This window comes from Peribacillus sp. NPDC097295 (genome assembly GCF_044761665.1).
In the GTDB taxonomy this organism is placed as follows: domain Bacteria; phylum Bacillota; class Bacilli; order Bacillales; family DSM-1321; genus Peribacillus.
Window position 1 is genome coordinate 121,614 of record NZ_JBIWCW010000003.1, and the last position, 13,321, is coordinate 134,934.

The following is a 13,321-nucleotide window of genomic DNA, read 5'->3' on the forward strand; positions in this document are numbered from 1 at the left end:
TTTTATAGTATTGAGTATTCAATAAAAATTCTCACTCTATGAAATTATCTAGTCTAGACCCTAGAGATTATAGAACTTTAGTCTAGTGATAAAAGTAATTTAGGTAAAAAATACCATGTTAAACTTCGGTAGCTACCCTTTCCTATCATGTCCAAGACGGCAATACTAAGCTCATTTTCGCTATTTTTCTACTTTTTTACGGAGATTAATGTTTGGAAAGTGTCGAAGAGTAAGGGTAAAATGGTTGATTTAATAGAAAATATTTATTGAAAGTTCAGAAGATTATAAACATATAAGACTATATACAACAATATGTAAAATTAAGTAATATTATGTAAATACATTCTTTATTAAGAACAAATAAAACTTAATAAAGAATACTCTTAGAGTGAATGTGCTCCTAGATTAGTATTGAAAAGTTACTTCAAGAGTACTCATACGAGTTAAAAAATAAAAGGGAGGAGATTTATTTTACTTAATATTGTGTATTATGCGACTAAGTAACATCAAGAAGGATACTAAAGATTTTAAGAAAGTAAAATAGAGATACGGGGGGAAATGAAGTGGGTATGAAGAAAAAGTTAGGTTTAGGTATTGCATCAGCAGCATTAGGACTATCACTGATTGGTGGGGGTACATATGCTTATTTCAGCGATCAAGAAGTAACGAATAATACGTTCGCAGCCGGTACATTGGATTTGTCTATCAATCCACAAACGCTTGTCAATCTTGACAATATGAAACCTGGTGATGAGAAGACAACTGAATTTAAATTAACGAATAATGGCTCGTTGAAAATTAAAAACGTCAATCTAAAAACGGCTTATTCTGTCATCGATGCTAAGGGTGACAATGGTTCAGAGGACTTCGGGAAGCATATCCGAGTGAACTTCTTATGGAATTGGGACAAAGAAAGTGAACCAATTTTTGAAACAACACTATCAGAATTGAAAAATATGGATCCAGATCTTGTTAAAAAGAATATTACTGATCCTTTCTTTGCAAAAAATGGTGGGCTTGAACCGGGTGCTGTAAATGATCTTTGGGTACAGTTTGAGTTTATCGATAATGGTAAGGATCAAAATGTATTACAAGGCGACCAACTTAAACTAGACTGGACATTTATCGCTAATCAAACAGCTGGTGAAGCTAAGTAAAATCTCTCATATACCTATGAGAAGTAATTTAAAAACTATTTATCAGGGAGATGAGATAATTGAAAGTAAATAAGAAAATGGTTTCTACTACTTTAGCTCTATCCGTTTTTTTAGGGACGTTCGGTACAGGTGGATCACTTGTAGGTGCTCAGGATACTATTAAATATAATGATGAATATAAAACTCCTTCTTTTATCGGTGAAACCTGGTCCCCAAAAGGGAAAAGTGGCTTAAGCAAGAAGGAAATCGCCTATGCTTTCCTTAATGAGAATAGTAAGAAGTTTAAATTAAAAGGTGATATGAAAAAGAACTTTAAAGTAATAGAAGAACAAGCTGATAAAGAGTACGGAACCCATCACTTTAGAATGATTGAACAGTATAAAGGAGTTCCAATATACGGAACGGATTCGACGATAGCCATTGACGAAAATAATAATGTTACGTCTTTCTTAGGTGAAGTTGTACCTAATCTTGAGAATGAAAATATCAAGACAGAGGTTGCCATTTCTGAAACGGAAGCAATTGAAGTAACAAAACAGGATATTGAAAAGGAAATTGGCAAGGTAGATCAGTACGATGGTGACGTTGCCGTCGAACAGTATATTTATGAATTCGATGGAGCATTCCATAATACTTTTCTAGTTAAAGCTTCTACTATTGAACCTGAGGTTGGATACTGGCATTATTTCGTTGATTCTACCAATGGAAAGATTGTAGATAAGTATAATGCTGCCCAAGACGTTACGGCATTTGGTACTGGCGTATTTAATAACAAGCAGATGTTTGAAGCGCAATTTGCTAATGGGGTGTATGGACTCACTGATGTGACGCGAGGAAAAGGCGTAATTACCAATGATGCCAAGAACGGCAACAGACTAGTAACAAGTCTTATTAAAATGTTTAAAGACGGTGCTTCAGTGGATGCACATGCAAATGCACAAAAGACCTATGATTATTTTAAAGGTACATTTGGGCGTAATTCGGTTGATGATAAGGGCCAGCAGTTAATTTCTTCGGTCCATGTGAATAATAATTGGAACAATGCATCATGGAATGGAAGAACCATGTCTTATGGCGATGGTGATGGCATCGCCTATCATAACTTCGCTGGAGGCTTGGATGTTGCTGCCCATGAGATGGCTCATGGTGTGACTGAACATACGGCAGGTCTAATCTATCGTAATGAATCCGGAGCCTTAAATGAATCCATGTCAGATATATTTGCTGCCATGGTAGACAGAAGTGATGAAGAATGGCTAGTTGGAGAAATGATCGTTAAGGATGGAAGAAAGGGACTGCGTTCCATGAGTAATCCGGCAGAAATCGTTGACGTCAGAACGGATAGTGGCTATTCTCCAGATCATTGGAGCAAGAGATATATAGGTACGTTAGATAGTGGTGGTGTTCATATCAACAGTAGTATCAATAACAAAGCCGCTTATCTGATCTCCGAGGGTGGTGCACATTATGGTGTTACTATAACTGGAGTAGGGCGTGAAGCAACAGAACAAATTTATTACCGCGCCCTTTCTAAATACCTGACAGCCAGTTCAAACTTTACAATGATGAAAGAAGCAGCTATTCAGGCTGCAACGGATTTATATGGAGCTAGCTCAAAAGAAGTTAGAGCTGTAAAAGCTGCATATACCGCTGTTGGTGTGAACTAAGGATTTAAAAAGTGGAGGTGTCCCAAAAGTGTTCTTTTGGGCACTTCTTTTATCCAATATTACTTGAAATAAATCTATACATATGAGTTCCAAGAGAACATAAATCTAAGGATCGTAAGTCTGTCAGGAAGCAAGCATTATAAAGAATGAAGCCTAGGAAGAAGGGGTTTCCAATACTAAATAAAAAGGGAATTTGGAAGAGAAAAAAACTATTATGGACATTAACCAAGCTGGTGGCTATATGGTATTTATTTTTAGGAACAGTGTTGGCTGTTACGGGGCAAACGAATGCCTATTACACCGACATGGAACTAGTAAACCAAGAGATTTCAATTGGGACTTGGGAGATAGCAGAGGACATGGAATGCTCTAACGAAAAAGAGATTGAAAATCATGAAGAATGTGAAGAAGTGAAGGAACCGATTGAAGATGAGCCAGATCCAAATGAAAATCAGGAGAATGAGAGTGATGAGCCCGAAACTGAGGAGAATGAAGAGGCAATAGACTCTGATGAAAAAGTAGATGATTCCAATAAAGACGAAATTGAAAATAAGCCTAAAGAAAATGAGGCTATCGATAAAGAGAAAGAAGAAAGTGAGTTACCGATTGAAAAGGACCCTATTACAGAGGATGAGAATACAGATGGTAAGGTAGATAATAAGTCAGGAGGCGAAGAGTTTGAAAAGAACGCTGAAAGTAATAAGTAATTTGATTACATTCGTACTATTTTTAAACTTAATGGTCATGGTATTTCTTATCATATCTTCAAAAGCGTCAGGGGGAGAACCCCAGGTTTTTGGGTATCAGCTTAAAACTGTTTTATCTGGTTCAATGGAGCCTACTTTTCAAACTGGTTCAGTTATAGCTGTAAAGCCACTAGATTCAGATGAGAAAAAAGCCCTTCAAAAAGACGACATCATCACATTCCAAACAAGTGAGGAAATATTAATAACGCATAGGATATTCAAAGTGAACAGTAGCGGGGAGCATGTTCTTTACGATACGAAAGGTGATAATAATAAAACTGCAGATGCTGACCCAGTTCTCTCCGAGAATATTGTAGCTCTATACTCTGGATTTACTATTCCTTATGTAGGATATTTCATCGATTTCACTCAATCAAAAGAAGGTGCTGCCCTTTTACTGATAGGTCCAGGTGTATTGCTCTTAGCGTATTCAGGTTATTGCATCTACCAAGGATTAAGAGAAATAGAATCAAACGAAAAACTAACATCCAAGAAAAAAATAGTGTAATGGTATATTTAAAATTAACCATTGGAAAACCCGGGCAAAGGAAAAGTACATACTTTTCCTTTGCCCGGGTTTTTTGCAGTACTCCTAAAGTCATTAACTTCCCCGGTACACCTGATAACCCCATGGGGAGACGAGTAATGGCACATGATAGTGGGAAGCGGGGGAAGCTAGACCGAAGCGGACGGGTACTTGATCCAAAAAGGGTGGGTCGGGTAGCTCGATGGATTGACTGCGGAAGTAATCACCGATATGAAAGACGATTTCATAGTTCCCGGCTTTTGCATCTTCCCCGGCGAGGAGGGGGGAATCGAGCCGTCCATCTGCATTCGTGACAGCTGTTTGGAGCAGCTGCCAGGTGGAGGAGGATGATTCGGAATAATACAATTCAATTGTGACGTTTGCTGCAGGTTTCCCATGAGTTAAATCCAATATATGCGTTGTTAAACCAGACATAAATGACTCCTTATCCCTTGCATTCTTCGGCCAATGCCGAGACTTTTAGTTTTTGATTTTTTCCTGTAAACGTAAGAGTGCGATTCGGTGAATTTCAAATAAGGCCGTTTCAAATTCTTCTTTTTCTGTATGGTGGATCCTCGTTTGCATTGCGTCGTATATCTCATTCTTATCCTTACCGCGTACTGCGAGGATAAAGGGGAAGCCGAACTTATCCATATAGCGCTTATTCAATGAAAGGAAATTTTCGTATTCCAAGGCGGTTAAGTCCTTTAACCCGGCTCCACGTTGTTCCTTGATTGAGTCATCGGTCATTTCGACTTTGTCACCTAGGTTTGGATGCTTTCTTATTAAATCCAGCTTTTTTTCTGTTGATGAACGATTCACGATGTCGACCATGCATTGATGAAGACTTAGTAAGGTAGAAAAAGGCCGAGACGCTGCCGCTTGTTCTGGAATCCAAGGTGAATGCTCGAAAACATCACCGAGAAAGTCTGTGAATTCCTCATCGCTTTTTACTTGTAGCATTTCAAGTGAGATCATTTTTGGACTCCTTTTATACACTTTTCACTAAGACCTGTTCCGTTTCGGGCATCACTCTTGAATCTGATTTTTTCTTACGGGGAGTTAACATTAAGTTTAGGATGATGGCTGTCAGGCTACCGGTAATGATTCCATCCCCGACAACGATACGAATTGCCTCAGGAAGGCTTGAGAATAATTCGGGAACAACCGTTGCACCGAGACCCAAGGAGACTGAACAAGCGATCACCAATAAATTCGAGTTGTCGGAAAAATCGACGTCGCCTAACATTTTGATTCCTGACGAAACAACCATCCCGAACATGACGACGGTGGCTCCACCAAGAACAGCGGTAGGAATCAGGGTAGCGAGTGCCGCAATTTTCGGAACGAGTCCAAGCCCGATTAAAATGAAACCGGCTGCAATGGTGATGGAACGTTTTTTCACGCCGGATAATTGAACCAAGCCGACATTCTGTGCGAACGTGCTATAGGGAAAGGCGTTGAAAATTCCCCCTAAGGTGAATGCGAGTCCTTCTGCCCGGTAGCCTCGTACAATATCCTGTTCCTTTAATTCCCGTCCGGTTATTTTCCCAAGGGCTAGGAATGCGCCAGTGGATTCAATAAGAATGACCGTCCCCACGAGCAACATCGTCAGGATAGGGGCAATTTCAAAGGTCGGCGTCCCAAAGTAGAATGGGGCTGGGACATGAAACCATGAGGCCTCCATCAAGGTGGAAAAATCCATTTTCCCCGTAAATGCGGAAACGACCGTTCCTGCTACAATCCCGACCAATACGGAAATGGCGCGGATGAATCCTGTGAAATACCGATTCATCAGTAAAATGGTGGCAAGGACACCGAAGGAGAGCATGAGGTTTTCAGCTGAACCAAAGTCTTTGCTGCCTGCGCCGCCGGCCATGTTTTTAATACCGGTAGGAACCAAGGATAGTCCTATGATGATGACGACTGTACCCGTCACGACAGGAGGAAATAACTTAAGTAGCTTGCCGTAGATATTGGAGAAAAAAATGATGAATAAACCAGCTGCGATAATCGATCCATATATGGCGGAAATCCCATAATTACTGCCTATGGAAATCATCGGAGTGACCGCAACGAAAGAAGTTCCTAAAACAATCGGAAGCCCGATGCCGAAGTATTTATTTTTCCAAGACTGAAGTAACGTGGCGATTCCGCAGGTCAATAAGTCAATCGCGATAAGGTAAGCGAGCTGCTGAGGAGTAAAGCCTAGAGCGCCTCCGACGATGATAGGAACCAAGATTGCGCCTGCATACATCGCAAGGACATGCTGTAAACCTAATGAAAAGACCTTGGACTTGCCGTTTTTTTCATTCATGCTTGTAAAGCTCCCTTCTTTAAATGAGTGTAAGGTAAGATAACGCTCATTTGTTATAATTACTACCATCATAATAAATATTCTGACAATTGTCATTGGCTATTGTAAATAATTATCAGATGGGTTTATAGGCAAACTGCATAAAGAGAAGGGAGTGGACTTAACAAGTGTGATAGGTAAACAACAAATATGCCCTATAAGTCTTAGAAAGGAAAGTGTCCCATTCATGCTGGATACAGCACTTTACATGAGTGAATCTTTATACTTCTCAGGTGATACGAATGAAATAGTGAATCTGGGTCGACTACTTTATCCCTTACATCTAAATTCATTCACTCCATGTTAAAAGGCAAATCCATTCTTCAACCTGATGAGTTAGAGAAGGAAATTGAGAAACAGTACTTTGGTTCTTCTCAGAAAGTACTGACCGGTCGCTCTCAGAAATGCAAATATTAAATATCAAGAACTATATAAGATATAGCTGCTTCTTTTGTTAATCGCAAATGAAATTCAGCTGTTAAAGAGTGTTTCGTGCTCATTAACAGCTGGAAGTTTCATCCTATATACTCTCAAGCTTTTAAAGAAAGGGTGTTATAATGAAGATTGAAAGTTTACAAGTATCGGTTGAAACTTTTCCGATGTTCAAACCATTCAAGACGGCATTACGTAAAGCGACGGGGATCGAAACCATCATGGTTTCCGTTAAGCTGGAAGATGGGACGGAAGGTCTGGAATGCATGATTGGCAGTATGATGGAGTCGACGGTAAGTGTAGCGGCTGCAGCTCATTTGGCAACCGCACATCCCAATATAACGAAGATTGATCTGGATGCCCCATTATGGATCAAGGATGAACCGTTTGAAGGCATTCAATTTATCGGAGATCAACTCATCATTGCTGATGAACCTGGTATAGGAGTCAAGAGGAAATCCTCTATTATTTAATAAAAACATTTCGAAAGGGTGATTAGTTTGATGAAAAGGAAAGGGTTTATCGTACTCGTGCTTTCTTTCTTTGCACTCAGTATTATAGCATTCAGTTCGAATGAAGCCAGCGCAAGCACAAAGAAGAAAACTGCTTATGTAGATGTATCTGTTGCGACTCTTTGGACGGAGCCGGGCCTATTAAGAAAATTAGATGCGCCTTCTGCATCGAACCCCGTTAATTTGGATGCCTGGATCAAGTCCATGAAATACGAAGACAAGCTGTGGCTTGTGGGTAATCTGGAAACTCAAGCGTTATATGGTTCGAAAGTGACCATACTCGAAGAACGAGGGAAATGGGTGAAGGTGGCAGTTGCCAATCAACTGACACCTCGGAATGAGGCAGGTTATCCAGGATGGATGCCAAAGGGGCAGGTGAAAACCGGAAAAGCCTATGAGAAACAGTTTAAAAAAGGGTTCGCTCTTGTAAAGGCCCCAAAGACTTGGCTTTATTCAGATTCGAAACATCGTTCGAAATTCATGGAAATCAGTTTCGATACAAGACTTCCGCTTTTACAGGTGAAGAAAGATAAAGTGAAGGTTTTGACACCAAGTGATGGAGCTAAATGGATAGATAAGAAAGACGTGGCACTTTATCAAAACGAAATACATATTCCAGTGCCAACGGGTAAGGACATCGTACAATCTGGAAAAGGATTTTTAGGACTACCTTACTTATGGGCAGGGATGTCCGGTTTTGGATTTGATTGTTCAGGATTTACCTATACGATGTACCATGCTAATGGAATAACCATCCCGAGGGACTCTTCCGTTCAGGCTCAACAGGGGAAAAAGGTGAAACGGGAAAATCTTAAACCAGGTGATTTACTCTTTTTTGCGCATGATAAAGGAAAAGGTAAGGTGCACCATGTCGGAATGTATATTGGTAAAGGGAAAATGATCCACTCACCAAACAGTTCGACGCATGTAAGGATCGATGAAATCAAGACATCGGGATATGGCGAAGAATATGCCGGAGCAAGAAGATATCTAGATTGAGTAACCATGAGGGTACCTAGTGCTCCAGGGTCAAACAGTAGATAAAAAAGAGGTCGGAATTTAATCATTCCGACCTCTTTTTTATGTTTACTTCATCATCGCCAGTGCAGCATTCTTTTTATCTTGACTAGTATGCATTTTAACCATCGCCATTCTGGCGATAGGTTGGATCACTAAGCTCTCAGCAAGAAATACGATAAAGAAGTTTCTTGGCCAGCTCGATATAAAGTTGCTGAATGTATCTGAATTAAACCCGTTACCGATGATGCCACCGATAAAAGTCATGCACAATGACATACCGAATACCGTGAATACGATACGGAATAAGATCTTTGAGTTAAAGCTATCAGTCGGTTGAGTGAATTTTTTCACCAGGTTTTCTGCAATGCGCCCTACAAGGACAGGCTCGATGATCATGGCAATCACAAACATGATCGGCCATATTGTAATGATATCCAATGCAACTTTTCCATTGAATTCACCCATTACTGTGATGATACTGAAAGTCGACATGAATAAAGAGGTAAGAAAACAAATGATACCTCCGTACAATGCGCCCTCCTTACCGTTTCTTGGTAATCTCATTTCGTTTTTCATATTTTACTTCCTTTCAAAAAAAGTATTTAAGACGTTCGCAACATGTTCTAGCATGCTGTTTTGATTTGTTGATCCATCATTCATACGATAATAGCTGGGGTAATCCCTTTGAAATCGTTCTTAGGGGTTCACTCGTGTTTTTAGTTAAGCAAAGCATAATTCCACCTTCAATGGTGGCCGTCATCATTAAAGCGAGTGATAGAGCCGTTTGTTCTGAAAAACCGTCTTCCTCTAACTTGTACGTATAAATGTCTTGAATCTTTTGGAAAGAAAGGGCACAGGCATTTCTGACTGGCTCACTCAATGATCCCATTTCGCTCACGATGCTGCTAAATGTATAACCGGTAATCATCCCATCTCGATCATATTGATCGGCCAATTTCTCAATCATCGTTTGTGTCGCTAGTTGAGTGGTGGGGTATTGCTGAAAGATTTCTTTCATATCGGAAATAATGATGGTGTTCAATGAATGAAGACAAGCGATGAGTAATTGTTCTTTTCCATTCGGAAAGTGGTGATAAAGCGAGCCTTTTGAAATGTTACATTCCTTTAGGATTTCATTTATTCCCACACCTAAATAACCTTTTTTCTGAAAAAGGTTTGTAGAGATTTCAATGATCAGTGATTTTGTATCCAATCGCAATAACCCTCCTCTAAACCAACCGGTCTGTTTTTTAATATACCAAAATAATGTTTTATAAGTCAAGGTATTTATAATTTCCAAAAATACTGTTTTAAATCATTCCGAAAGTTATTTTGTTGAAATTTTATTGTGTTGTTCCGTAAATGTCGAACAATCGAAAGAGCGTTAATCCCATAAGGAGGACGTATAAATTGGTGCTTATCCTTTCTTTTTCATTAAAAAAAAGAGCTGTCAATCAGCTCCCTGGTTCAATGATGGCGAGAAAAGAAATTTTTATTTTTCTTTGTAAGCGGGACTCAATTCACTCCATACATCAAATTTATTACCATCCAAATCAAAGAAAACGAAATTTCTACCAGCATGTCCTCTATGTTCAAGTGAACCAATTCTTATTCCTTTATCACGAAAGTCTCGATGTATCGCTTCCAAGGCATGTAATCCATTCACCTCAAATGTGATGGAGAAATGCTCAGCACCATGTATATCATAGAAGTTTGAGCTTTGATTTTCTTTAGATTTAACAAGGAAAATACTTTGGTCCGCAAAATTAAGAATTGCTTTGTCTTTATCTTTATAACTTAACTCTGCACCCAATTTATTTACATACCATTCAGAAGAAAGTTCTACATTTGAAACTGGGATATAGGTGCTTCCTATCCTTAATAATTTATCATTCACAAGTTTAGCCTCCTTACTTGAATGAACTCATTCTTCAGGTGTATACCTTTTCCTTTTAATTATGCAGAAATACTCTTGCCTACATAGTTGTAATTATCAAGCACTGATAAATTTAAAAAACCACCCATTCTGGATTAATTTCTATTAAATTTCCTATTAACCTTATTGCCGGGTCTTTGACTCCAGAATTCTGAATTAATAATGGCAATTTATTGTCGACATACGATTGATGTGAAAGATTGTTATTCCATAATGAAGCTACTAGATACCTTTCTTTATGGTTTGGATTTCTACAAAATACCCCTGCTAACATTCCGGAAGTATCTGTCATACCCTTATTCCACACTTCTTTTTGTACTTGTTCAAAATGAAATTGTCTATTTAAATCTACATCACAATCTGCAATTCGAAGGAGATTTCCTTCATGTAATAACCTTGTGAAGTCTATTGAACCTATATCAAACATTTTTTCGTAAATTTCAACTGAGATATTTTGATAAGTATTTTTTTGATTACTGTTCTCGAAAATATCGTCATGATGATATTTCATGAATTTTTTATAAGAATGGGAGTCTTTCCAAAATGAAAGAATCCCTGCTTCAAAGGGCTTATTTTTATCCCAACCACCTATTTGACCTAAAAATCATTCCGAATTTTTTAAGTTACTCCATTTCTCTTGTGCGTTTGAAAATGAACCTTTACTTTTTTCATCTACATGACACTTAATCCACTTTATTATCATATAAGCTCCTAAAAGTTTCTAATCCTAAATCTGCAAAATCAAAGAAAGTAATTTTTTGGCTGACTCTTAGAACGGTTTAGATTTAGTGTTTATTCCGCTCTAAGAATTCCATCCGGTTACCGAAGGGGTCGGAAATGAAGAACCTTTTAACCCCGGGGATTCTATCGTCTTCTGTGACTTCGATCCCGTTTGTTAGTAAATGTTGTTTTAACGCTTCTAAATTTTCTATTGCAAAAGCCGGATGCGCCTTTTTGGCTGGATAAAAGGGTTCTTCGATTCCTATATGTATTTGATAATTTCCAAATTGAAACCACAACCCACCGCTTTTCTTTAATGATTCAGGCTTTTCGACTTCATCCAAACGCAAAATGTCCTTGAAAAACTTTCTTGCCGTGTCCTCACTGCCTTTAGGAGCAGCGAGCTGAATATGGTCAATGGTTTGAAACTTAAATGGCATATGAATCATTCCTCTCCGAATTCTATTGTGTGGTACCTAACTATCATTTTACTTCTATTGTAATAATAAGGAAATTACGGAGTTGTTATTTATAATAATAAGTCTTACTTATGTTTCTACATTCTAACGTGCTAATGAGACATGTGATATCGAGTACATCGAGTACACTAACTAGTCAGCAAGGTGTTGATTCTTAAGGCAAGTCGTATTTGCAATGTGGTTTCGGAATCTTTTAAGCTCTTGCCAAGCAGTTCCTCGCATTTCTCCAGCCTGTATACGACGGTGTTCCGATGAACAAATAGTCTTTTGGCTGTTTCGGATATTTGGCAATGGGTCTCAAGGTAAACGGATAAAGTCTGTAACAACGGTTCCTGTTCCTCGTTGTTGATTTTTGAAAATCCTTGCAGGGCGAAGTGGTGGAAGTTCTTTAGGTCTTCCTCAGGGATGATTCGTAACAATTCCATGATGTCCTTGGTCCGGAATGTCTGGATGTATTCGGGCCTCTTTGATAAACCACCTTCCTTGAGGGAATCGTTCGCTTCCTTGAAGGCATGTTTGATCTGAAGGAATTTCGGTGCCATATGACTGACACCGAACGAGACCGTACAACCGAATTGGTCATTCACCAATTTTTGCAGTTTTTGTAGGGAAGATTCTACATATTGAAGAGAACGGGTGGAATCTTCATTCACTTCATATAAAAGAATGCACTTCTTTCCTTTCGTAAAGAGATGGATGGGGAAAGGTGATTCGTGAAGTTCTTCTTCTAAAAACTTGTGGACCGTATCGGCTTTTTCTTGCTGTTGGGTAAAGTTTTTACTTTCTTGCATTTCATCAATTTTTCCGACAGCACATATATACGTTTGTTCATTATGTAAGGAGAATTCCTTTGCCCGGTTTATAATTTCCTCCTGTGAGGAGAAACTGCCATCAAGAACATGCAGGAAGAATTCATTCCGTATATTTCGATCGTGTTGCTTGAGGGCATGCTCTTTCATTAAGGAGAAGGAAATGACGTTTGTAGCCTGTTCAATCGTCAATGTAATGAGATTGTCACTTGTCTTGATTTCTCCCAAGATGATCAAATAGCCAAATATCTTTTCATCCATATAGATGGGGAATACGGTATAGGTTTGCTGATTGGATAGAATCGAAAAAGAGAAAAAGGGAGTTATGGTTGTTGGATAGTTAAATCCCTCACTTGCTATTTTTTTGATTATTGGAAAAATTGGAGAGACACGATTAGGGAAGACGATTGGTTTAAAGTATTGGTCAACCAATGTAATAGGAAATTCAATCATCTTGGATAAGTGATCAAGTAATTTCTGGATTCCTTTTCCGCGCATGATTAGGTTGGTAAATTGTTTGTGCGTTTCCATGGCGTACATTAACTCATGGGCGCGTTGATCTAAAATGGCCCTTAATGTGAGATTGGTGATTTCGCCGAGAGATAAGTCTTCGGGAAGATCGATTATGGGAAGTGAGAGTTCATTGGCGAGTTGAAGGATTTCATCCGGTACTTCTTTTAAGTAGCGTCGCGTTTTAATGCCAAGTGCGGCGCAACCTTGTTTTGCCATACCTTCGACGAGGGTCTTTAATAATAATGGTTGATCCTTTAGATGGTAAGCGGTCGTCACAAGAAATTCGTTCGGTTTTAGAAAATGGATGATATCCGGAGCGTCCATCATATTGACCGTACGCACTTCGCATTCCATTCCTGATTCTCCTGCTATTACATGCATCCCGGATAAAAACGGCAAATGTAAAAGTTCAGCTACCTTCATCTAAACACACCTCAATCTTTCATTT

The 13,321-nt window shown here is 38.9% G+C and carries 14 protein-coding genes and 2 pseudogenes; 7 read left to right on the forward strand and 9 right to left on the reverse strand.

The window, feature by feature from the left end:
* The first annotated feature begins 563 nt into the window (after positions 1 to 563).
* The 4 genes from ACIQXN_RS06860 (at position 564) to sipW (ending at position 4,078) form a co-directional block, all read left to right on the forward strand.
* Positions 564 to 1,157: a TasA family protein gene (locus ACIQXN_RS06860; RefSeq protein ID WP_402963704.1), complete on the forward strand. Its 594-nt coding sequence runs from the start codon at positions 564 to 566 to the stop codon at positions 1,155 to 1,157.
* 77 nt (positions 1,158 to 1,234) lie between these two features.
* Positions 1,235 to 2,824 (forward strand): M4 family metallopeptidase, encoded by a 1,590-nt coding sequence (locus ACIQXN_RS06865; RefSeq protein WP_402964654.1) that lies wholly within the window; start codon positions 1,235 to 1,237, stop codon positions 2,822 to 2,824.
* 233 nt (positions 2,825 to 3,057) lie between these two features.
* Positions 3,058 to 3,531 carry a hypothetical protein gene (locus ACIQXN_RS06870; protein WP_402963707.1) on the forward strand — a complete coding sequence of 158 codons (474 nt, stop codon included), beginning with the start codon at positions 3,058 to 3,060 and terminating at the stop codon, positions 3,529 to 3,531.
* Entirely contained in the window at positions 3,503 to 4,078 is a 576-nt protein-coding gene (gene sipW, locus ACIQXN_RS06875) for a signal peptidase I SipW (RefSeq protein WP_402963710.1), read from the forward strand. Before ACIQXN_RS06870 ends, sipW begins: the two co-directional genes overlap by 29 nt.
* A gap of 93 nt (positions 4,079 to 4,171) precedes the next feature.
* On the opposite strand, the gene uraH is transcribed toward sipW, so the two are convergent.
* Genes uraH through ACIQXN_RS06890 form a run of 3 tightly spaced genes read right to left on the reverse strand, consistent with a single transcriptional unit; the run spans position 4,172 to position 6,413 of the window.
* Complete coding sequence (gene uraH / locus ACIQXN_RS06880; protein ID WP_402963713.1) at positions 4,172 to 4,531, reverse strand: hydroxyisourate hydrolase; 360 nt, start codon at positions 4,529 to 4,531, stop codon at positions 4,172 to 4,174.
* Positions 4,532 to 4,576: 45 nt separating this feature from the next.
* Positions 4,577 to 5,074, reverse strand: coding sequence for a 2-oxo-4-hydroxy-4-carboxy-5-ureidoimidazoline decarboxylase (gene uraD / locus ACIQXN_RS06885; protein ID WP_402963716.1), 498 nt, complete (start codon positions 5,072 to 5,074; stop codon positions 4,577 to 4,579).
* A 13-nt stretch (positions 5,075 to 5,087) separates the two neighbouring features.
* Positions 5,088 to 6,413, reverse strand: coding sequence for a nucleobase:cation symporter-2 family protein (locus tag ACIQXN_RS06890; RefSeq protein WP_402963719.1), 1,326 nt, complete (start codon positions 6,411 to 6,413; stop codon positions 5,088 to 5,090).
* A 312-nt stretch (positions 6,414 to 6,725) separates the two neighbouring features.
* Between ACIQXN_RS06890 and ACIQXN_RS06895 the strand changes: the two are divergent.
* The 3 genes and pseudogenes from ACIQXN_RS06895 to ACIQXN_RS06905 all read left to right on the forward strand — a co-directional run.
* A pseudogene (locus ACIQXN_RS06895) lies at positions 6,726 to 6,869 on the forward strand (DUF3870 domain-containing protein); the annotation flags it as partial.
* 140 nt (positions 6,870 to 7,009) lie between these two features.
* The gene (locus ACIQXN_RS06900; protein WP_402963722.1) at positions 7,010 to 7,357 is read left to right on the forward strand and encodes a hypothetical protein; all 348 of its coding nucleotides are present in this window, start codon (positions 7,010 to 7,012) and stop codon (positions 7,355 to 7,357) included.
* 30 nt (positions 7,358 to 7,387) lie between these two features.
* Positions 7,388 to 8,395, forward strand: coding sequence for a C40 family peptidase (locus ACIQXN_RS06905; protein WP_402963725.1), 1,008 nt, complete (start codon positions 7,388 to 7,390; stop codon positions 8,393 to 8,395).
* A gap of 87 nt (positions 8,396 to 8,482) precedes the next feature.
* Here ACIQXN_RS06905 and ACIQXN_RS06910 read toward each other — a convergent pair whose 3' ends face one another.
* The 6 genes and pseudogenes from ACIQXN_RS06910 to ACIQXN_RS06935 form a co-directional block, all read right to left on the reverse strand.
* Positions 8,483 to 8,992: a DUF2798 domain-containing protein gene (locus tag ACIQXN_RS06910; protein WP_402963728.1), complete on the reverse strand. Its 510-nt coding sequence runs from the start codon at positions 8,990 to 8,992 to the stop codon at positions 8,483 to 8,485.
* 76 nt (positions 8,993 to 9,068) lie between these two features.
* Positions 9,069 to 9,629: a TetR/AcrR family transcriptional regulator gene (locus ACIQXN_RS06915; protein WP_402963731.1), complete on the reverse strand. Its 561-nt coding sequence runs from the start codon at positions 9,627 to 9,629 to the stop codon at positions 9,069 to 9,071.
* A 279-nt stretch (positions 9,630 to 9,908) separates the two neighbouring features.
* Entirely contained in the window at positions 9,909 to 10,313 is a 405-nt protein-coding gene (locus tag ACIQXN_RS06920; protein WP_402963734.1) for a VOC family protein, read from the reverse strand.
* A 112-nt stretch (positions 10,314 to 10,425) separates the two neighbouring features.
* Positions 10,426 to 11,055, reverse strand: a pseudogene (locus ACIQXN_RS06925) (YdbC family protein).
* Positions 11,056 to 11,137: 82 nt separating this feature from the next.
* Positions 11,138 to 11,512 carry a VOC family protein gene (locus tag ACIQXN_RS06930; protein ID WP_402963737.1) on the reverse strand — a complete coding sequence of 125 codons (375 nt, stop codon included), beginning with the start codon at positions 11,510 to 11,512 and terminating at the stop codon, positions 11,138 to 11,140.
* A gap of 167 nt (positions 11,513 to 11,679) precedes the next feature.
* Positions 11,680 to 13,296, reverse strand: a complete 1,617-nt coding sequence (locus tag ACIQXN_RS06935) for a PucR family transcriptional regulator (RefSeq protein WP_402963740.1) — start codon at positions 13,294 to 13,296, stop codon at positions 11,680 to 11,682.
* Positions 13,297 to 13,321: the final 25 nt, after the last annotated feature.